We start from the raw sequence: 19620 nt of genomic DNA, 5'->3' as shown, positions 1-19620 counted from the left end.
CGGGGAAAGAACCGGCGTTCTTGCGGAAACCGTCAGACCGCGACCGCCCCTATGCTGTTGCCGTGACCACGACACCGCCGGAGGGGACGGCGCCGCCGCACACCGGCCCCCGCGCGAGCTCGTCGCCCCCGGATGCCCGCGCGAAGGTGCTCGGCTGGGCGCGACGCAGCATCGACCTCATCCCGACGTCGTGGCTGATCACCGGCGCCGGTGCGCTGCTGCTCGCGGGCACGGCCGTCTTCGGCGGACTCGAAGCCGCGGCCGTCGATCCGATCCCGGCACTGGAGGTCGGCGACACCTACACGGGCTCCGACCTGGAGCTGTCCGTGGTGGGTGTGGAGCTGCGCGACGACCGCGGCATGGCGGCCCTGTTCCCCGACGAGGAGAAGGGTGAGCGCCTGCTCGTGGTGACCGTGGACGTCGTGAACACGTTCCCGAAGCCGCGCGGCTCCACGTCGATCTCCCCCACCTCCGCTGTCGTCGACGGCATCCGGATCGAGGGGTTCGACGAGAAGCCGACGGTCTCCCGCGCCGACGACGGACTGGCCGCGCCGATGCTGCAGCCGGATGTGCCGGCCCGCCTGCTGCTCGCCTGGCTCGTCGGCCCCGATGACGTGCGCGACGGCGAGGAGCTCGCGCTCACGCTGCCCGACTCGACCCACTACGTCGGCCAGAGCGTCATCCGCGGCGACTACTGGGACGACGTCCGCGTCGGCGCGACGCTCACCGCCACGGTCGAGGAGGTGGCGGCTCCGTGAAGAAGACCGTGCTGATCTGGCTGCTCACCGCGGCGCTGCTCGCTGCAGCCTGGGGCGTGTCGAAGCTCACGCTGCCCGACGACGCCGGCACCGCCCCGTTCCCGCAGGTCGCCACGGTCGGCGAGCCCGCCGCCGTCCGCAACCTCACCGCCACGGTGACCGACGTGCGGCTCGCCGAGCGCATCACCGACACGAAGGGGTGGTCGGCCGACGGTACCTGGCTCGTGGTGGACGTGGAGGCGGCGACCCGGGTGACGCAGGACCTGAGCACGCTGCGCCTGGCCGAGCTCGCGGTGGGCGACCGCACCTTCAGCGCGACTGAGCGCGGCGCGACCTTCTTCCAGCAGGCGCTCGTGACCGGGGTGCCACGTGCCGGGACCCTCGCCTTCGAGCTTCCGGACGATGTGACGGACGAGCGCGCGACCCTGCGACTGGGGGTGCCAGGGGCCGGCGGCAGCGAGGTCCTGCTCGACGGCGTGATCGAGCTGCCGATCGACCTGACGGAGCTCCCGGTCGACGCCGAGGTGCTGCTCGACGAGAACGGCTGGGCACGATGATGACGATCCCTCCCCCGCTCAGACCCTCGACCCCGACGACGCCCCCACCCGAGCCGGTAGACGCGCCCGTCGCACGCCAGGGGTGGTGGCGCCGCAATCGCCTCGCGCTGGTCGCCCTGGTGCTGCTCGCCCCTGCCACGGCCGTTGCGGTCGGCTGGCAGGAGTGGTACCAGTACTTCGGATTCGGCGCCCGCGCGGTCACGCCGGTGGAGGTCGGGGACGGCGACGATGCGGAGCTGGTCGGCGCCGTCTGGGGGCCGGTGCGGGGCGGAGAGGTCGACGACGTCTCGGGCCTCGACGTGCCCGAAGACACCCGCCTGATCGCCGTCGCCGTGCCGGTGGATGCCAGCGCCGAAGGCGTCTCGTGCGAGACGCCGCGCCTCGTGGAGCAGTCCACCAGTCGGGAGTGGCGACCGGTGCGACTCGAGATCGGGCTGCCCTGGAGTGCGGACGAGCCGGAGACATGCCTCGCGGATCAGCTCAGCCCGTACGAGCTCATCGTGCCGTTCGTGGTGCCGGAGGATGCGGAGGGGCCCTTCTGGGTGGACGTCCGCCCCTACGACGCCGGCGGCTCGTTCCTCAGGTTCGCGTTCGAGCTCTGACCGCCGACGCCGTCACGGGGCGGCGCGGTGACCATGGCGGCCGCGACCGCGTCCACGGAAGAGGGCAGCAGCCCGGCGGCATCGGCCACCGCGCGCATCTCGGTCTCCGCCGCCGATGCGGTCGTGCTGTCGCCCCGCTCCTGCTGCTTGCGACGCAGGCGCCCGAGCGTGGCGTCGTACGCGCCGCTGATCACGGCGATGCGCACCGGCTCCACGAGCAGCAGCGGCACGAGGGAGACGAGGGGCGTCGCGATCGCCCAGAAGACGTAGTCGTGCGGACCGATCAGCCTTGTCACGCCGAACGCGAGGAAGGACTCGAGAGCCTTCACGATGACGTACAGCAGGGCGTACGACCCCACGAGCAGGGGACCGGCCCGCCACATCAGCAGGAGGGCGCGGCCGATGGGCCGGAATCGCGCGCCCAGCTCGTCGCCGAGGTCGCGCAGCCGCCGCACGAGCGGGTTGGGGATCGCCTCCGCGTGCTGACGGAAGCGGGACAGGAACTGGTTCTCGACGCGCAGCTTCTCCGCGACGATGGCCTGGCCGAAGACGACCCCGGCGATCGTGAGCCAGGCGAGCGGGGCGAGCAGCACGGGCCCGGCCTCCGTGAGCACCCAGCCGATGCCCTCCCAGAGCCAGCGCAGCGGCGCCACGGCGTCCAGCATCCGCTCGCGCACGTCCTCCAGGAAGGCGACCGCCGCGCGGCTGTCGACCCAGGCGCGCACGGCCTCGAAGACGTCACCCAGCAGCATGACCGAGAAGAAGACCCAGACGACCTCGAAGTACACCGCCACCGGCGACAGCCAGGCCGCGAGCTTCGCCGACCACTTCGACCACGCCCACCGCCCGGCGAAGGCCAGCACGATGATCGCGACGGTCCACCCGTTGAGCGGCAGGTTCAGGATGGTGTCGTCTGCGCTCACCGGCCCTTCGCCGTTCACGCTCGCCGTCCAGACGATGCCGTTGCGCACCTCCAGAGCCCTGGCGGAGTAGGCGCGCACGTCCTCACCGAGCAGTCCCTGCGCCCAGTAGACGGCGAAGAACGGGAGGATGCCCGCGAGCAGGGCCGCGAGGAACGTCCGTCGCCGCTCGGCGGGAGCCTCGGGAAGCGGTGCGACCTCCTGCAGGTTGCGGAGGCCGTCGCGCAGCACGAGGAACATCGCGACGAGGCTGATGAGTCGCGCGAGGATGGCGATCGGCAGCACCAGGAAGCCCAGCGTGGCCGAGGACGCCCCGACGAAGCCGGCGAGCTCGGTGACGACGTAGTGCACGAGGACGCCGGCCAGATACCACGCCATCAGCGCGGGCCAGTGCCGCAACAGCACGCGCCCGGCAGTCGTCAGGATGGCCAGCACGCGACCAACATATCGGCAAGAGGACGTGCGGGGAGTTCGTCGATACCCGCCGCGCGTCAGTTCCAGATGCTGGGGGCCGGAGTGCGCACGGGCGGGAGCGCGGAGGCGGCCGCCCAGACGTGCACCCACGCGTCGATCTCCGGCACGCCGTCCGGGCGGCCGACCGCGGCGAACAGCTCCTCGTTGCTGACCGTGCCGCCGGAGCGACGCAGTACGCGGGCGCGCACGATGGCCCGCGCGTACACCTCGCCGTCGACCACGGCGCGGTGCTCCAGGAACAGTGCCCTGTCGTCGTGCCCGATGAACCGGGACTGCACCTCGAAGCGCTGCCACAGCTGCAGCGACTTGCGGAACGTGATCGTCTCACTGGACACGACCGCATACCAGCTGCGCTGCTTCATCACGTCGAACAGTCCGGTGCGGATCAGGTGGTCCCACCGCCCGAGGTCGAACAGGGAGAGATAGCGTCCGTTGTTCATGTGCCGCAGGATGTCGAGGTCCGTGGGGAGCGTGGTGACGGTGACGCTGCCCACGGCCGTCGGATCGAGGGTCTTCCCTTGCCGCACGCGACGCCGCGCACCGAGGATCACGAGGAGGGTCCGCCAGATCACATTCACGAGGATCGATCGTAGCCATCGGCGCACGAACCGTGAATATCGTTGTGCGGATCCTCTAGCCCACGCCGGGGCTCCGCGAGGGCCCTCCGGTGGATTTCCGATTTTCACGGAGCCGCGCGTAGAGTCACCGCATGAGCGCCGAAGCCCAGCCCGATGTCATCGTCCGCCCGGTCCGTGATGTGGACACGGAAGCCCTCGGTCGCGTGCACGCACAGTGCTGGCACGAGACCTACGATCACCTGATCAGCAAGGCCGCGCTGGAGAAGGTGTCCCCGCGCCGCATGGCCGAGCTGTGGACGCACTGGGCCTCGCAGGGCCCCGACTTCAAGATGAACGCCGCTCTGGTCGACGGGGAGATCGTGGGCTTCGTCGGCTCCGGCCCCGCGCGCGACAAGGACGCCCCGGCCTTCCGTGAGCTGTACTTCATCTACCTGCTCGACGCGTACCACTCCACCGGCATCGGCCAGAAGCTGTTCGACGCCGCGGTCGAGAAGGACGAGCCGCTCTACCTCTGGGTGGCCGAGGACAACCCGCGTGCGCACCGCTTCTACACGCGCAACGGCTTCCGTCTCGACGGCGCCACGCACACCGAGCCCTTCCTCGGCGAGACCCTGACCGAGGTCCGCTTCGTCCGGCCCTGACCCGGCCGCGGCCGAGAGCCGAGCACCACGGATGACCGTCGCGACCCTGGTGGGTCTCACGGGCGGGATCGCCGCTGGCAAGAGCACGGTCGCACGGGCTCTCGCCGGGCACGGCGCGCGCATCGTGGACGGCGACGCCGCCGCCCGTGCGGTGGTGGACCCCACGACCGCCGACGGTGCCGCGCTGCTCGCCGGCATCGACGCACTGCTCGGGGGCGGGGTGCTGGCACCGGACGGCGGACTGGACCGGGCGGCCGTGGGCGCACGCGTCTTCGCCGACGCGGAGCTGCGACGACGCTACGACGCCCTGCTCCGCCCGGCGATCCTGGACGAGGTCGCGGCCCGCATCGCGGAGGCCGTGGCGAGCCCGGGCGTCGTGGTGCACGAGATCCCGCTGCTGAGCAGGAGGACCGCGCCGCTGCCCTGGACCTACGACCTGGTGGTGACGGTCGAGGCCGCGGAGGACGTGCGGCTGCGGCGGCTGCGGGAGGACCGCGGCCACGACCACGCCGAGGCCGAGCAGCGGCTGCGGGCCCAGGGCGAGGAGGCCGACCGCGTGGCCGTCGCCGATGTGGTGCTGCGCACGGACGGCACCCTCGACGACACCCTGGCGGCCGCCGCCGCCCTGTGGGAGCAGCTCAGCGCAGCGCGTCCACGGCGCTGACGATCTCGACCAGCGCACGCGGCACATCGTCCCGGTCGTAGCCGAGCAGCGCCGTCTCCGCGGGGTCCGGCTCATAGGCGATCACGGCGCCGCGGCCCTGCACGATGAAGCGGTCCGGCTGGAACGGGTGCTCCCGGTCGCGCTCCTCGATCGTGTGCGGACTCCCCGCGGCATCCGCGAGCAGCTGGAAGTAGGCGCGGTAGGTGAGGTTCGCGTCGCCCACCAGGTAGGCCCGCCCGCCCTCGCCGGCGTCGAGCGCGCCCCGCACGGCCTGCGAGAGCGAACGCACGGAGAGGTAGTTAGTGCCGCCCGGGGGTGCGAACAGGGCGGGCTCGTCGAGCTCACCGCGGGTCCACGCGACCATGCGGGCGAAGCGCCGGACACCCCGCTCGTCGGCGCCGACGATGGACGGTGGATTGAGCGTGATCGCCGCGAAACCCTCGTCGCTGAGCGCGCGGGTCCGCTCGTCGGCGTCCCGTCGCGCCGCCACGTACGGGATGCGCTGCGTCCACTCGGGGTGCAGCTGGTGGTAGTAGCTGCCGATCTGCACGAACCGTCCGACCCCTGCGGCCTTCGCGAGCGCGGCGAAGCGCGGCACCCCGACGCTCTGCGTGCGCTCCCAGAACGCCGCATCCTCCTGCTCGGCGGGCACGTGCCTGATGTCGTTGCCCGCGGCGAAGACGACTGCGTCGAAGCCGTCGAGCAACGCAGGCGAAGCGTCCTGGTCGGTGTAGTCCGCCTGCACCCGGGGCATGCCGGCGATGGCGGCCGGGTCGCGGTCGGAGGGTTCCCGCCGGGCCATCACGGTCACCGCGTCCCCCCGTGCAGCGAGGTCGGCAGCCACATGACTGCCGATCATCCCGGTCGCGCCGACCACGAGCACGCGGCTCATGCGAACACCGCCCTGCCATCGGAGATGACCGGCGTGCCGTCGCGACGCAGCTCGAACGCGCCACCCTCCCAGTGCTCGACCTCGAGCACGTCGCCGGGGACGACGGGCCCGCTGAAACGCCCCTGCAGCGAGCTCAGCTCGGCCGGATGTGCGCCCTGCGCCGCGGCGAGCACGAGGGTCGTCGCGGCGAGGGTGCACAGCCCCTGCAGGATCGGCACGGGCTGTCCGATGCGCGCGGAGGCGGCGGGGTCGATGTGGATGTGATGCCGGTCGCCCGTAAGCCGGTACAGGGCGGCCTGTGTGGGGAAGGTGCGGACGGACGCGGTGGCGCCGCCAGGGCGCTCGGCCGCGACCGGACGCGACGGCCCCCGCTCCCCGCCGAAACCGCCGACGCCCGGGGCGAACAGCGACCACGTGGCGGTGAACTCCGCGCACTCCACGATCACGTCGAACACGGCAGCGGAGCCCTTGTCCCACACGTCGCCCACCCGGGCGGCGAGCCGCAGCTCCCCCGAGCGGGGCAGCGGGCGATGCACCTCGAGCGTCTGCGAGCCGTGCACGGCCCGCGCGTCGAACGCCCCGGCCTCGGCCAGCACGTCGGGAGCCCACTGCGCGAGCGTGAGGCCGAACGACGGCAGCACGCGCAGCCGCTCCTCGAACACGAGGTCGAGGTCGGTGGCCTGCGCGCCGACCGCCAGCGCGTAGAGGATCGCGTCGCGCTCGTCGTAGCCGACGGTGCGTTCGCCCAGATCGCGCCCGGCCCAGTCCCCCGCGCTCATGCGCCGTACACCGGCTCGGGGGCGGTGCCCTCGGCGGCCAGGGCGCGCACGGCGTCGCCGACCTCCGCAGCGGTCCAGCGCCGGTCGAGCTCGCGGACGGGGCCGTGCCGCCACCCCTCCTCCAGGCAGATGCGGCCGCCCTCGACCTCGATGACCCGTCCGGTCACGTCGCAGTCGGCACTGGCGAGCCAGGCCACCACGGGCGACACGTTGGCGGGATCCATCCGGTCGAAGCCGTCCTCCGGCGCGGCCATCGCCTCCGCGAACGGCCCCTCGGTCATGCGGGTGCGGGCGGAGGGGGCGATCGCGTTGACGCCGACGCCGTACCGCTGCAGTTCGGCCGCGGCGACCAGGGTGAGCGACGCGATGCCGCCCTTCGCCGCCGAGTACGCGGCCTGCCCGATGCTCCCCTGGAGGCCGGCGCCGGAGGAGGTGTTGATGACGCGCGCGTCCGGCTGCCGCCCGGCCTTGGCCTCCGCCCGCCAGTGCGCCGCGGCGTGACGCAGCGGCGCGAAGTGACCCTTGAGGTGCACGCGGATCACGGCGTCCCACTCGTCCTCGTCGGCGTTCACGAGCATGCGGTCGCGCACGAAGCCGGCGTTGTTGACGAGGATGTCGAGGCGGCCGAAGGTCGACACGGCCTGTGCGACCAGAGCGCCGGCCTGGGCGAAGTCGGCGATGTCGGCGCCGTTCGCGACGGCCTCGCCACCCTCGGCCGCGATGAGGTCGACGACCTCCTGGGCGGGGCCGACGGAGACGCCGTTGCCGTCGAGGGTGGTGCCGAGGTCGTTGACCACGACCTTCGCGCCCTGCCGGGCGAGCTCGCGGGCGTGCTCCCTGCCGAGGCCGCGACCGGCCCCGGTGACGATGGCGACGCGGCCTTCGAGGATTCCTGCCATGGTCGACTCTCTCCTTTGAGCGGCGTCGGCGGACGCGGGTGTCGGATGCCGCGAGCATACCAACCAAGCAATTGCTAGGGCAAATGCTCCGCAGGTCTTCCGGAGCGAACCAAGCACCTGTTAGGGTGCCTTGAGCAAACGTTAGGTCAGGTATCGATGACGATCACATCCACTCTCCATCCTCGCGGCGTCCGCACCGTCACCATGGACTACCCGCCGGTCAACGCGCTGCCCGTCGCAGGCTGGTTCGACGTCGCCGCCGCGATGCGGGAGGCGTCGGCCGATGCCGAGACCCGCGTCGTCATCCTGCGCGCCGAGGGCCGCGGCTTCAACGCCGGGGTCGACATCAAGGAGATGCAGCGCATCGAGGGCTTCTCGGGCATCCTCGGCGCCAACCGCGGCTGCTACGAGGCGTTCAAGGCGATCTACGAATGCGCCGTGCCCGTGATCGCCGCCGTCAACGGCTTCTGCCTCGGCGGCGGGGTCGGACTCGTCGGCAACAGCGACGTGATCGTGGCGTCCGACGACGCGACCTTCGGGGTGCCCGAGGTCGACCGCGGCGCTCTCGGCGCGGCCACCCACCTCTCCCGGCTCGTGCCACAGCACATGCTGCGCTCCATGTACTACACGAGCCGCACCGTCACCGCGCAGCGGCTGGAGGAGTTCGGCTCCGTCTCGGCCGTCGTGCCCCGCGACGAGCTGGACGCCACGGCCCTCGCCCTCGCGGAGGACATCGCGGCGAAGGACCCGCGCGTGATCCGCGCCGCCAAGGAGGCCCTGAACGGCATCGACCCGATCGACGTGAACCGCAGCTACCGCTTCGAGCAGGGCTTCACGTTCGAGCTGAACCTCGCCGGCGTCGCAGACGAGCACCGCGACGCGTTCGTCGCCACCGGCGAGAACCTCTCGACATGAGCGTCCTGGCCCCGTCCGTCGCCGAGGTCGCGCCGCTGATCCACGACGGCATGACCATCGGCATCGGCGGCTGGGGGTCGCGGCGGAAGCCCTGGGCGCTCGTGCGTGAGGTCGTCCGCTCCCGCGCCAGGGACCTGCGGATCGTGAGCTTCGGCGGCCCGGACGTCGGCATCCTCTGCGCCACCGGCCAGGCGAGCGAGATCGTGCATGGGTTCGTGTCGCTGGACAGCATCGCGATCGACCCGCACTTCGCCGCCGCCCGGCAGTCCGGCGCCGTGCGCAGCGTCGAGTACGACGAGGGCATGCTGGTCGCGGGGCTCCGGGCGGCATCGCGACGGCTGCCCTTCGAGGTCACCCGTTCGGGCGCGGGCTCGGATGCGGTGACCCGCAATCCCGCCGTCCGCACGATCACCTCCCCGTACGCCGACGCCGAGGTGCTCGTGGCGATGCCAGCCGTGCCGCTCGACCTCGCCCTGCTGCACCTGGACCGCGCCGACGCGTCCGGCACCGCCGTGTGCCTGGGACCGGATCTGTTCTTCGACGACCTGTTCGCCGGAGCCGCCGCCCACACCGTCGTGAGCGTGGAGGAGATCGTGGACACCGCCGGTCTCTGGGACGGCGCGGGGCCCACCGCCCGCTTCCTCGACCGCACCCTGGTCGACCGCGTCGTGCACGCCCCCGCGGGCGCGGGCTTCACCGCTCACCCTCCGCACCGGGACCGCGACGAGGACGAGCAGCGCGCCTACAGCGACGCCGCCTCCTCCCCCGAGGCCCTCGCCGCGTTCCTGGCGCGCTTCCTCGACGCGGACGATAAGGAGCGTGCGTCGTGAACGCCACACGGGCCGAGGTCGCCGCCGCCGCCTGCAGCGACCTGTTCCGCGGCGCGGGCGCCGTCCTCGCGAGCACCGTCGGCGTCGTGCCCACGCTCGGCGCCCGGCTCGCCCGGCTGACACATGCCCACGCCCTGCTGCTCAGCGACGGCGAGGCCACCCTCTACGCCGACACCCCGGCCGTGGACGAGCCGTTCCGCGAGCCGGAGGCCCCGCTCCCTTACGCACAGCTGTTCGAGCTGATCGCCCGCGGCCGGCGCCACGTGGTCATGGGCGCCGCGCAGCTCGACCGGCACGGCGACCAGAACCTCTCCGCGATCGGCGACCGCGACCGCCCCACCCGGCAGCTGCTCGGGGCGAGGGCCGCGGCGACCAACACCGCCAACCACGCCACGAGCTACTGGGTGGCCAGGCACAGCCCGCGGGTGTTCGTCGAACGGGTCGACGTCGTCACCGGCGTCGGCCCCGCGCGCGCTCGTGCGGAGGGCGCCGACCGGTTCCACGACGTGCGGCGCATCGTCACCGACCTCGCCGTGCTCGACCTCACCGGCCCCGGCGGCACGGTCGCCCTTCACAGTGTGCACCCCGGCGTGACGGTCGCGCAGGTCGTCGCCGCCACCGGCTTCCCGCTGCACGTCCCCGCCGAGGTCCCCGAGACCCGGCAGCCCACCGCCGAGGAGCTGCGCCTCCTGCGCGAGCGCCTCGACCCCCGCGGACTCCGCGACCGAGAGGTGATCGCATCATGACCACGCCCCCGCAGCTCTCCACCCCGCTGACGCGTCTGACCGGCGTCGACCACCCGATCGTGCAGACCGGGATGGGCTGGGTCGCCGGCGCCCGCCTGGTCACCGCCACCGCACAGGCCGGCGCCCTCGGCATCCTCGCCTCGGCCACCATGACGCACGACGAGCTGGAGCGGCAGATCATCGAGGTGAAGGAGCGCACCGACCGCCCGTTCGGCGTGAACCTGCGCGCCGACGCCGGGGACGCCGCCGCGCGCGTCGAGCTGCTCATCCGGCACGGGGTGAAGGTGGCGAGCTTCGCCCTCGCGCCGCGGCGCGAGCTGATCGAGCGACTCAAGGACAACGGCGTCGTGGTGATCCCGTCGATCGGCGCCGTGCGCCACGCCGAGAAGGTCGCCGCGTGGGGCGCGGACGCCGTGATGGTGCAGGGCGGCGAGGGCGGCGGTCACACCGGCGCCGTCCCGACCTCGATCCTGCTGCCCTCGGTCGTGTCCGCGGTCGACATCCCGGTGATCGCGGCGGGCGGCTTCCACGACGGCCGTGGGCTCGCCGCCGCCCTCGCCTCCGGGGCGGCGGGCGTCGGCATGGGCACCCGGTTCCTGCTCACGAGCGACAGCTCCGTGCCCGAGGCGGTGAAGCGACGGTACCTGGACTTCGGGCTGGACGGCACTGTCGTGACCACGAAGGCCGACGGCATGCCGCACCGGCTGCTGCGCACCGAGTTCGTCGAGGGACTGGAGGGCGGCAACGGCCTCTCCCGCGTGCTGCCCACTCTGCGCCGGTCGTGGGAGTTCAAGAAGCTCTCGGGCCTGAGCTGGCCGCAGCTCGTGAAGGACGCGCTGTCGATGAAGAAGGCCACAGGGCGCTCCTGGGGGCAGATGACCCTCGCCGCGAACACCCCCATGCTGCTCAAGGCCGGGCTCGTCGACGGAGACACCTCCGCCGGGATGCTCGCGGCCGGTCAGGTGGTCGGCCTCATCGACGACCTGCCCAGCTGCGAGGAGCTCGTGGACCGTGTCGTCCGCGACGCCGTGATCCACCTGCGCGCCGCCGCCGCCTGCCTCCTCGACTGACCCCCGCACAACGAGAAAACTCGGCCCCAGAGGGACCGAGTGGTATGGCTCCAGGGTAGCACGCACCGGGCTCCCCGCACGGAGCTCTGCCTCACCACCCGTGCGGACGCACCAGGCGCCCGACGGCGGCAGGCAATTGCGCTGCCGCGGCCTGATCCGCCGTCACCTGATGCCACCAGTGGCCGCCCACCCCATCCGCCGGACTCCCTGCCAAGGCACCGGCCCGGTAAGACCGGGTCGGATTGACGGTCCCCACGGGGATGAGCTTCCGCGCCTCTCGCACGGGGAATGCGAGGTCGCTGTCATTGCTGATCACGATCGCGGCATCGACGTGTCCGCGCAACACGTCGAGGAGCAGGTGAGACGCGACGTTGACATCGGAGCCCTTCTCCTCCCGCCGGGCGACCGACGCCATGAAAGTCGCGCGGGGGCTGTCTGCACCTTCGGAGTCTCTCACCATGAGCGGCCAGCCAGGATGCGTGAGGACCGGCCTGTTCCGACGGTCGGCCGTCGCCAGCGGTGCCGTTGCGAGTCGCGACACATACGTGCCCAGCGCGAGGTGGTCGTAGGCACCGTGGGAGGCGAGTGCCCGCAGGTACGTGTCCTGGTCCCGCTGGCCGGATTCATTCGCGGCGCCGCTCACGCGTGCCGTGCAGTAGACGATGCGCGCGGGGTGAGCACCTGGCCACCCCCGTCCAGGACCGTCGAGAAGGATCTGGGAGAGGGCACGCAGGTCGAGCCACCTCCATCCGGCCGCTCCACGCCCGCAGATCCCCCGCAATCCGTAGTAGAGGTTGAACCCGTCGATGTACACGCCGACCCTCATGACCACACGGTAGGGCACGCGGACTCGGGCGACGATCCCTTTCCACAGGCCGGGTTCCTCGCAGGCGGAATCAGAGGCGTTCGATGATGGTGACGTTGGCGAGACCGCCGCCCTCGCACATGGTCTGCAGGCCGTAGCGGCCGCCGGTGCGCTCCAGCTCGTTCAGCATCGTCGTCATCAGACGGGTGCCGGTCGCGCCGATCGGGTGGCCGAGGGCGATGCCGCCGCCGTTCACGTTCACCTTCTCGTGCGGCACCCCGGTCTCGCGCATCCAGGCGAGCACGACCGACGCGAAGGCCTCGTTCACCTCGAACAGGTCGATGTCGTCCAGGCTCATGCCGGAGCGCTCCAGGGCGTAGCGGGTCGCGGGGATCGGGGCGGTGAGCATGAACACGGGGCTGTCGCCGCGCACGGACAGGTGGTGGATGCGGGCGCGCGGGGTGAGCCCGTGGTCCTTCACCGCCTGCGCGCTCGCGACGAGCACGGCGCTGGACGCGTCGCTGATCTGCGAGGCCACCGCCGCCGTGAGCCGTCCGCCCGGGGTGAGCGTCTGGAGTCCGGCCATGCGCTCCAGGGAGGTGTCGCGGCGCACGCCCTCGTCATGGTCGAGGCCGTTCAGCGGCGCGATCTCCCGGTCGAATCGGCCCTCGTCCTGGGCCAGCGCCGCACGACGGTGGCTCTCCAGCGCGAACTGCTCCATCTCCTCGCGGCTGATGTCCCACTTCTCGGCGATCATCTCCGCGCCGACGAACTGCGAGATCTCCTGGTCGGGGTACCTGGCCTGCCATCCGGGCGACTCCGCGAACGGGGTCGTGAAGCCGTACGCCTCTCCCGCGACCATGGCGGACGAGATCGGCAGCTGCGACATGTTCTGCAGCCCGCCCGCGATGATCAGGTCACTGGTGCCGCTCATCACGGCCTGTGCGGCGAAGTGCACGGCCTGCTGGCTCGACCCGCACTGCCGGTCGATCGTCACGCCCGGCACGTGCTCGGGGAAGCCGGCGACCAGCACGGCGGAGCGGCCCACATTGCCCGCCTGGCCCCCGATGGTGTCGGTGGCGCCGATGATGACGTCGTCGAGGGCCCCGGGGTCGATGCCGGTCCGCTCGACGAGCGCCCGCAGGCTGTGCGCGCCCAGGTCGGCCGGGTGGACGCCCGAGAGGGAGCCGCCTCGCTTGCCGACGGGCGAGCGGACCGCGTCGACGATGTATGCCTCTGCCATGTTCTTCCTTCTCTCCGGGTTCACGCGTGCTGGCTGCTGACGGCGACGACCTCGCCGGTCATGTAAGAGGAGTATGCGCTCGCGAGGAAGACCATCACGTTGGCGACCTCCCAGGGTTCCGCGGCGCGGCCGAACGCCTCGCGCGCCTTGAGCTGCTCCAGCAGCTCGGGCGAGGTGACCTTCTCCAGGAACGGGTGCATCGCGAGGCTCGGCGACACCGCGTTCACGCGGATGCCGTGCGCGGCGAGGTCCATCGCGGCGCTCCGGGTGAGCGCCATCACCCCGGCCTTGGCGGCGGCGTAGTGCGCCTGCTCGACCTGGGCGCGCCAGCCGATCACCGAGGCGTTGTTGACGATGACGCCGGCGGTGCCGGCCGTGACCATGCGGCGGCCGACGGCGCGGAGGCTGCGGAACGTGCCGGTGAGGGTGACGTCGATCACCTTGTCCCACTGCTCGTCGGTCATGTCGAGGATCGACACGGAGCCGCCGAGCCCCGCGTTGTTGATCATGACGTCGATCGGGCCGCCGTCCTCCGCGAGGTCCAGGAGCGTCGCGATCTGCTCCTCGACCGTGACGTCGCACACGGCCGTGCGCACGCGCTCGGCGCCGAAGCGCTCCCCGAGCTCGCGCTGCGTCTCGGCCAGTCGACCCGCGTGCGTGTCACCGAGCACGACCTGCGCCGCACCCTCCTCCAGGCAGCGGACGGCGGCGGCCTGGCCGATGCCCGCTCCCGCGGCGGCCGTGATGACGACGCGCTTCCCGTCGAGCAGGCCGTGACCGGGGACGTAGGCGGGGGCGGTGGAGCTCATGGGCGGGCCTCTCGGGGAAGGCCGAGCACGCGCTCGGCGATGACGGTGCGCTGGATCTCGTCGGAGCCGCCGTAGATCGTGTCGGCGCGACTGAAGAGGTACAGGGACTGCAGCTCGTCGAGGGCATAGTCCGGACCGACGAGCAGGGCCTCGGGACCCGCGGCCTCCATGGCGAGCTCGCCCAGGGTGCGGTGCCAGTTCGACCACAGCAGCTTCGCCACGGATGCGCCGTCGCCCTGCTCACCGCCGAGCGTGCGCAGGGCGTGCTGGCGGATGACCTCGAGGTCCATGCGCGCACGGACCAGGCGGTCGCGGAGCACGGCGTCGTCGATGGCCCCGGTGCGCGTGGCGGTGTCGATCACGGCGTCGAGCTCGCGCCGGAACGCGATCTGCTGGGCGAGGGTGGAGACGCCGCGCTCGAAGCCGAGGGTCGCCATCGCGACGCGGAAGCCGTTCCCCTCGCCGCCCACGACGAGATCGGCGTCGGTGCGGGCGTCGTCGAAGAACACCTCGTTGAACTCGCTCGTGCCGGTGAGCTGGAGGATGGGGCGCACTTCCACCCCGGGCTGATCCATGGGGACGAGCAGGTACGACAGTCCGTGGTGCCTGCTCGACCCCGGCTCGGTGCGGGCGATCACGAAGCACCAGTCGGCCTGCTGTGCGAGCGAGGTCCACACCTTCTGCCCGGTGATGGACCACTCGTCCCCGACCCGCTGCGCCTTGGTGGCGACGGCGGCGAGGTCGGACCCCGCTCCGGGCTCGGAGTACCCCTGGCACCACAGCTCCTCGACGGCGAGGATCCCCGGGAGGAAGCGCTGCTGCTGCTCGGGCGTGCCGAGCGCGATCAGCGTGGGGCCGAGCAGCTCCTCGCCGAGGTGGTTCACGCGGGCGGGGGCGTCGGCTCTGGCGTACTCCTCGTGGAAGATCACCTGCTGGGCGATGCTGAGGCCGCGACCGCCGTGCTCGACGGGCCAGCCGACGCACGTCCAGCCGGCGGCGGCCAGGTGACGGTTCCACTCCAGGCGCGCCTCGAAGTCCTCGTGCTCGCGACCGGAACCGCCGCGACCGCGCAGCGCGGCGAAGCGACCGGCGAGGTTCTCCTCCAGCCAGCCGCGGATCTCGGCGCGGAACCGCTCATCCGCGTCGTGCTGCGTCGCGTCCATCTGTGCTCCTCGTCGAGTCGTGGTCTTCGGCGGACCGTTCCCGTATAGTATCAAACTAAACCAAGCGATTGTTTGGTTTCACTCCCGGGAGTTCAGAGAGGAACCCGCTATGACCGAGGACTCGGACGCCGTGGTCACCTACGAGGTGCGCGGCTCGACCGCGATCATCCGGCTGAACCGCCCCCAGTATCGCAACGCGCAGAACTCGAAGGTCACCTACGCCCTCGACGCCGCCTTCATCCGCGCCGTGGACGACGACGCCGTCAAGGTCATCGTGCTCGGCGGGGCCGGGAAGCACTTCTGCGCCGGTCACGACATCGGCACCCCCGAGCGCGACATCGACCAGAGCTTCGAGCGCCGCGCCGTCATCTGGTGGGACCACGTGGGCGCCCAGGGCGTCGACTCCCGCTTCGCCCGCGAGTCCGAGGTCTACCTCGGCATGTGCCGGCGCTGGCGCGAGATCCCCAAGCCCGTGATCGCGATGGTGCAGGGGGCGTGCATCGCCGGGGGCCTGATGCTCGCGTGGTCGTGTGACTTCATCGTCGCCGCCGACGACGCCTTCTTCCAGGACCCGGTCGTGGCCATGGGCATCCCCGGCGTGGAGTTCTTCGCCCACCCGTGGGTCACCAACCCCCGCGCCGCCAAGGAGATGCTCTACACGGGCGACCGCATGCCGGCGGCGCGCGCGCACGAGCTCGGCATGGTCAACCACGTCGTGCCGCTCGCCGAGCTGGAGCAGCGCACCCTCGAACTCGCCGAACGCATCGGCCGGATGCCGCGGCTCGGGCTCGCGCTCGCCAAGAAGGCCGTGAACCAGGCGGAGGACCTGCAGGGCATGCGCGCCGGCATGGACTCGGTGTTCGGCCTGCACCACGCCGCACACGCGCACAACGCCGAGGTCGGCGGCGACTCCCTCGGCGGGGTCGACGTGCGCAGCATCAAGGCCGATACGGCGGACGGAGCGCGCGCATGAACCTCGACCTCACGCCCGCGCAGCACGAGTTCGCCGCGGAGGCGAGGGCCTGGCTGGCGGCGCACGTGCCGGCCACCCCGCTGCCCTCGATGGACACCGCCGAGGGCTTCGCCGCGCACCGCGCCTGGGAGGCCGAGCTGGCCGAGGGCCGCTGGTCGGTCGTGTCCTGGCCCGAGCAGTACGGCGGCCGCGACGCCGGCATCACCGAGTGGGTGCTGTTCGAGGAGGAGTACTACCGCGCGGGCGCGCCGACCCGGGTGGCGCAGAACGGCATCTCCCTGCTCGCGCCGATCCTGTTCGAGCACGGCACCCCGGAGCAGCACGAGCGTTTTCTGAAGCCGATGACCGACGGGTCGCTGATCTGGGCGCAGGCCTGGTCGGAGCCCGGCGCCGGCAGCGACCTCGCCGCGATCCGCAGCACGGCGCGCCGCGACGAGGAGCGGGGCGGCTGGGTGCTCAACGGTCAGAAGATCTGGAGCTCGCGGGCCGTGTGGGCCGACCGCGGCTTCGGCCTGTTCCGCTCCGACCCGGAGGCGCAGCGGCACCGCGGCCTCACCTACTTCCTGTTCCCGATGGACGCCCCGGGCATCACGGTCCGCGCGATCGCCCAGCTCGACGGCACCACCGGCTTCGCGGAGATCTTCTTCGACGACGTGTTCGTGCCGGACGAGGACGTGCTGGGTGCTCCCGGCGACGGCTGGCGCGTGGCCATGAGCACCGCAGGCAACGAACGCGGCCTCTCCCTCCGGGCCCCCGGCCGGTTCCTCGCCGCGACCGAGCGCCTCATCGCACTGCAGTCCGCCCGCGGCTCCGTCGCCGAGGACGACGCCGTCGTCGACGCGTGGATCGGCGCGGAGGCCTACCGGCTGTTCACCTGGCAGACCGTGAGCACGCTGCTCGAGGGCGGCTCGGTGGGCGCCGAGGGCAGCATCAACAAGGTGTTCTGGTCGGAGCTCGACGTGCACATCCACGAGACGGCGCTGCGCATCCTCGGCCCCGAGGGGGAGCTGCGCGGACCCTCGGCGGTCGACGGCGGGCGCTGGGTGCACGACTACCAGTTCGCCCTCGCCGGCCCCATCTACGCCGGCACCAACGAGGTGCAGCGGAACATCATCGCGGAGCGGATCCTCGGACTCCCCCGCGGCGGAGACGGAAGGCGCGCCTGATGCGGTTCCTGCCCACAGAAGAACAGACGGCGTTCGCCGAGGCCATCGACGAGATCGTGGAGGGCGCTGGCGGCGCGGACGTCGCGCGCGCCTGGGCCGACGGCGACACCGCAGCCGGCCTCGCCCTCTGGGAGCAGTTCGCCGAGCTCGGGCTGCTCGGGCTGCGCGTCAGCGAGGAGTCCGGAGGCTTCGGCGGCACGCTCAGCGACCTCGTCGTCGTGTTCGAGCGCCTCGGCTACCACGGGGTGCCTGGCCCCTACCTGGAGACGGTCGCGCTGCTGCCGGTGCTCGTTGACGACGACACCCGCAGCGCCCTCGCATCCGGGGCCATGGCGACGGCCGCGGTGGACGGCATCGCGCCGGCCGCCCTCGACGCGACCATCGCCGCGCACCGCTACCTCGTACGCGACGACACGCTGCAGGCGGGCGACCCCGGCGAGGAGCTGACCTCGGTCGCGCCGACCCGCCGCCTCGCGCGCCTCACCCCGAACGGCCCGTCCACCCCGCTCGCGCCCGGCGCCGTCGACGCGGCCCTGAACGAAGCGGCCCTGGCCGCCGCCGCGATGCTCGTCGGCGCGGGAGAGCGGCTGCTCGCCGAGGCCGTGGCCTACGCCCGGGTGCGGGAGCAGTTCGGGCGGCCGATCGGCGAGTTCCAGGCGCTCAAGCATCAGCTGGCCGACGTGCGCATCGCCCTCAGCTTCGCGCGACCCCTCGTGTGGAACGCGGCGCTGCGGGTGGACGAGGCGGATGAGGACAGGGCCGTGTCGGCCGCCAAGGTCGCCGCGGGGGACGCGGCACTGCGCGCCGCACGGACCTCGCTGCAGGTGCACGGCGCGATCGGCTACACGGCCGAGCACACGCTGCGGATCTGGCTCGGGCTCGCCCCTGCACTGTCCGCGGCCTGGGGCACCCCGGAGTTCCATCGGGCGCGCATCGCCCGCGATATCCTGCCGAAGGAGCGGTGATGTCATTCGAACCCGATGAGGATCAGCAGGAGCTCGTCGCACTCGTGCGCGGCATCCTGAGTCAGCGCGCGGACAGCGCCGCCACGCGCCGGGCCCTGGACAGCGAGGTGGGCTACGATGAGGACCTGTGGCGGCTGCTGTGCGAAGAGCTCGGCATCGCCGGCATGGCGATCCCCGAGGAATACGGCGGCGCCGGATTCTCCCGCCGCGAGGCCCAGCTCGTGCTGGAGGAGCTCGGCCGCGCCCTGGCCCCGTCGCCCTATCTCGGCTCGGTCGCGATCGCCGCGCAGACGATCCTGGCCGCGGGCGACGAGGAGGCGGCCGCCCGGCTGCTGCCCGGCATCGCCGAGGGCTCGTCGGCTGCGGCCCTCGCCTGGGCGGACCCGTCCGGGCGCTTCGCCCCCGCGAGCGTGGACGTGCGGGCGCAGGGGACCGGCGACGCCTGGACCCTCGACGGCAGGACCGGCTGGGTGCTGGACGGCGCGGACGCCGACGTGCTGCTCGTGATCGCGCGCACCGCCGACGGCCCGCGACTGTTCGAGGTGACGGACGCGGCGGCGGTCGTACGCGAGCCGGAGCCGACCATGGACCAGACGCTGCGCCTGGCGCGGCTGCGGTTCGCCACGGCGGCGGCCCGCCCGCTCGGCCCTGCCGCCCCCGCGGTGCTGGAGGAGGTGCGGGCGCTCGCCCTCGCCGCCGTCGCCGCGGTCCAAGCGGGCACGGCGGCGCGCGCGCTCGACGACACCGTCGCCTATTCCCAGCAGCGGGTGCAGTTCGGGCGGCCCATCGGCTCCTTCCAGGCGCTCAAGCACCGGATGGCGGACATGCACGTGCAGGTCGAGGTCGCGCGCACGGCCTCCCGCGCCGCAGCGGCCGCCCTGGCCGACGGCTCCGCGGACCGCCACGAGCTCGCGGCGATCGCGAAGGCCGCGTGCTCTGAGGCCCTCACGCACGTCGCGGCCGAGATGGTGCAGCTGCACGGCGGCATCGCGATCACGTGGGAGCACGACGCCCACCTGGTGTTCAAGCGCGCACACGCCCTCGGCACGCTGTTCGGCACGCCGCGCGAACTCCGGGCCGCCGCCGAGCCCTGGGCCCTCGCCCGCGCCTGAGTCCGCAGCGAGGCGCCCCCGTGCGGGGGAAGACACACGACCGGGCCGCCCGACCTCGG

General features: G+C 72.5%; 22 protein-coding genes. 13 read left to right on the top strand and 9 right to left on the bottom strand.

Features of this window, described 5'->3' with window-relative positions; translation table 11 throughout:
* Positions 1 to 62: 62 nt before the first annotated feature.
* The 3 genes from M3C17_RS01965 to M3C17_RS01955 are packed head-to-tail and all read left to right on the top strand — an operon-like array spanning position 63 to position 1917.
* Complete coding sequence (locus M3C17_RS01965) at positions 63 to 758, top strand: hypothetical protein (RefSeq protein ID WP_259975970.1); 696 nt, start codon at positions 63 to 65, stop codon at positions 756 to 758.
* Complete coding sequence (locus M3C17_RS01960) at positions 755 to 1315, top strand: DUF4352 domain-containing protein (protein WP_259975969.1); 561 nt, start codon at positions 755 to 757, stop codon at positions 1313 to 1315. Before M3C17_RS01965 ends, M3C17_RS01960 begins: the two co-directional genes overlap by 4 nt.
* Positions 1312 to 1917 carry a hypothetical protein gene (locus M3C17_RS01955; protein ID WP_259975968.1) on the top strand — a complete coding sequence of 202 codons (606 nt, stop codon included), beginning with the start codon at positions 1312 to 1314 and terminating at the stop codon, positions 1915 to 1917. The genes M3C17_RS01960 and M3C17_RS01955 overlap by 4 nt, the downstream gene beginning before the upstream one ends.
* Here the strand turns inward: M3C17_RS01955 and M3C17_RS01950 are convergent.
* Both M3C17_RS01950 and M3C17_RS01945 read right to left on the bottom strand, forming a co-directional pair.
* Positions 1872 to 3272 carry a hypothetical protein gene (locus tag M3C17_RS01950; protein WP_259975967.1) on the bottom strand — a complete coding sequence of 467 codons (1401 nt, stop codon included), beginning with the start codon at positions 3270 to 3272 and terminating at the stop codon, positions 1872 to 1874. The genes M3C17_RS01955 and M3C17_RS01950 overlap by 46 nt on opposite strands.
* Before the next feature lie 56 nt (positions 3273 to 3328).
* Positions 3329 to 3889, bottom strand: coding sequence for an acyl-CoA thioesterase (locus M3C17_RS01945; RefSeq protein ID WP_259975966.1), 561 nt, complete (start codon positions 3887 to 3889; stop codon positions 3329 to 3331).
* Between the two features lie 131 nt (positions 3890 to 4020).
* Between M3C17_RS01945 and M3C17_RS01940 the strand changes: the two genes are divergently transcribed.
* Together M3C17_RS01940 and coaE are read left to right on the top strand one after the other, a co-directional pair.
* Positions 4021 to 4530, top strand: a complete 510-nt coding sequence (locus tag M3C17_RS01940) for a GNAT family N-acetyltransferase (RefSeq protein WP_259975965.1) — start codon at positions 4021 to 4023, stop codon at positions 4528 to 4530.
* 31 nt (positions 4531 to 4561) lie between these two features.
* Positions 4562 to 5194: a dephospho-CoA kinase gene (coaE, locus tag M3C17_RS01935; protein ID WP_259975964.1), complete on the top strand. Its 633-nt coding sequence runs from the start codon at positions 4562 to 4564 to the stop codon at positions 5192 to 5194.
* Here coaE and M3C17_RS01930 read toward each other — a convergent pair.
* The 3 genes from M3C17_RS01930 to M3C17_RS01920 are packed head-to-tail and all read right to left on the bottom strand — an operon-like array spanning position 5169 to position 7764.
* Entirely contained in the window at positions 5169 to 6086 is a 918-nt protein-coding gene (locus M3C17_RS01930) for an NAD(P)-dependent oxidoreductase (protein ID WP_259975963.1), read from the bottom strand. The two genes, coaE and M3C17_RS01930, sit on opposite strands and share 26 nt — an antisense overlap.
* Positions 6083 to 6865, bottom strand: a complete 783-nt coding sequence (locus M3C17_RS01925; RefSeq protein WP_259975962.1) for a MaoC/PaaZ C-terminal domain-containing protein — start codon at positions 6863 to 6865, stop codon at positions 6083 to 6085. The genes M3C17_RS01930 and M3C17_RS01925 overlap by 4 nt, the downstream gene beginning before the upstream one ends.
* Positions 6862 to 7764, bottom strand: a complete 903-nt coding sequence (locus M3C17_RS01920; RefSeq protein ID WP_259975961.1) for an SDR family oxidoreductase — start codon at positions 7762 to 7764, stop codon at positions 6862 to 6864. The genes M3C17_RS01925 and M3C17_RS01920 overlap by 4 nt, the downstream gene beginning before the upstream one ends.
* Positions 7765 to 7920: 156 nt before the next feature.
* Here M3C17_RS01920 and M3C17_RS01915 point away from each other — a divergent pair, with 156 nt between their 5' ends.
* From M3C17_RS01915 to M3C17_RS01900, 4 genes are read left to right on the top strand one after another with little or no spacing between them, the layout of a single operon-like run.
* Positions 7921 to 8679, top strand: a complete 759-nt coding sequence (locus M3C17_RS01915) for an enoyl-CoA hydratase family protein (RefSeq protein ID WP_259975960.1) — start codon at positions 7921 to 7923, stop codon at positions 8677 to 8679.
* Positions 8676 to 9509: a CoA transferase subunit A gene (locus tag M3C17_RS01910; RefSeq protein WP_259975959.1), complete on the top strand. Its 834-nt coding sequence runs from the start codon at positions 8676 to 8678 to the stop codon at positions 9507 to 9509. The genes M3C17_RS01915 and M3C17_RS01910 overlap by 4 nt, the downstream gene beginning before the upstream one ends.
* Positions 9506 to 10255 carry a CoA-transferase gene (locus M3C17_RS01905; RefSeq protein ID WP_259975958.1) on the top strand — a complete coding sequence of 250 codons (750 nt, stop codon included), beginning with the start codon at positions 9506 to 9508 and terminating at the stop codon, positions 10253 to 10255. Before M3C17_RS01910 ends, M3C17_RS01905 begins: the two co-directional genes overlap by 4 nt.
* Positions 10252 to 11325 (top strand): nitronate monooxygenase family protein, encoded by a 1074-nt coding sequence (locus M3C17_RS01900; protein ID WP_259975957.1) that lies wholly within the window; start codon positions 10252 to 10254, stop codon positions 11323 to 11325. Before M3C17_RS01905 ends, M3C17_RS01900 begins: the two co-directional genes overlap by 4 nt.
* A 91-nt stretch (positions 11326 to 11416) precedes the next feature.
* Here M3C17_RS01900 and M3C17_RS01895 read toward each other — a convergent pair whose 3' ends face one another.
* The 4 genes from M3C17_RS01895 to M3C17_RS01880 all read right to left on the bottom strand — a co-directional run bounded on the left by M3C17_RS01895 (position 11417) and on the right by M3C17_RS01880 (position 15345).
* The gene (locus tag M3C17_RS01895; protein WP_259975956.1) at positions 11417 to 12151 is read right to left on the bottom strand and encodes an NYN domain-containing protein; all 735 of its coding nucleotides are present in this window, start codon (positions 12149 to 12151) and stop codon (positions 11417 to 11419) included.
* A gap of 70 nt (positions 12152 to 12221) precedes the next feature.
* A complete protein-coding gene (locus tag M3C17_RS01890) occupies positions 12222 to 13373 on the bottom strand; it encodes an acetyl-CoA C-acetyltransferase (protein ID WP_259975955.1) in 1152 nt (383 codons plus the stop codon).
* A 20-nt stretch (positions 13374 to 13393) separates the two neighbouring features.
* The gene (locus tag M3C17_RS01885; protein ID WP_259975954.1) at positions 13394 to 14182 is read right to left on the bottom strand and encodes an SDR family oxidoreductase; all 789 of its coding nucleotides are present in this window, start codon (positions 14180 to 14182) and stop codon (positions 13394 to 13396) included.
* On the bottom strand, positions 14179 to 15345 hold the full coding sequence (locus tag M3C17_RS01880; RefSeq protein ID WP_259975953.1) for an acyl-CoA dehydrogenase family protein: 1167 nt from the start codon (positions 15343 to 15345) through the stop codon (positions 14179 to 14181). Before M3C17_RS01880 ends, M3C17_RS01885 begins: the two co-directional genes overlap by 4 nt.
* 109 nt (positions 15346 to 15454) lie before the next feature.
* On the opposite strand from M3C17_RS01880, the gene M3C17_RS01875 reads away from it, so the two are divergent.
* Genes M3C17_RS01875 through M3C17_RS01860 form a run of 4 tightly spaced genes read left to right on the top strand, consistent with a single transcriptional unit; the run spans position 15455 to position 19561 of the window.
* Positions 15455 to 16318, top strand: a complete 864-nt coding sequence (locus tag M3C17_RS01875) for an enoyl-CoA hydratase (protein WP_259975952.1) — start codon at positions 15455 to 15457, stop codon at positions 16316 to 16318.
* The gene (locus M3C17_RS01870) at positions 16315 to 17484 is read left to right on the top strand and encodes an acyl-CoA dehydrogenase family protein (RefSeq protein WP_259975951.1); all 1170 of its coding nucleotides are present in this window, start codon (positions 16315 to 16317) and stop codon (positions 17482 to 17484) included. The genes M3C17_RS01875 and M3C17_RS01870 overlap by 4 nt, the downstream gene beginning before the upstream one ends.
* Positions 17484 to 18449, top strand: a complete 966-nt coding sequence (locus M3C17_RS01865) for an acyl-CoA dehydrogenase family protein (RefSeq protein WP_259975950.1) — start codon at positions 17484 to 17486, stop codon at positions 18447 to 18449. The genes M3C17_RS01870 and M3C17_RS01865 overlap by 1 nt, the downstream gene beginning before the upstream one ends.
* Positions 18449 to 19561, top strand: coding sequence for an acyl-CoA dehydrogenase family protein (locus M3C17_RS01860; RefSeq protein ID WP_259975949.1), 1113 nt, complete (start codon positions 18449 to 18451; stop codon positions 19559 to 19561). Before M3C17_RS01865 ends, M3C17_RS01860 begins: the two co-directional genes overlap by 1 nt.
* Positions 19562 to 19620: the final 59 nt, after the last annotated feature.

This window comes from Microbacterium sp. p3-SID336, assembly GCF_025143365.1.
Lineage (GTDB): Bacteria > Actinomycetota > Actinomycetes > Actinomycetales > Microbacteriaceae > Microbacterium.
This window is presented reverse-complemented; position numbering and strand designations above follow the sequence as displayed.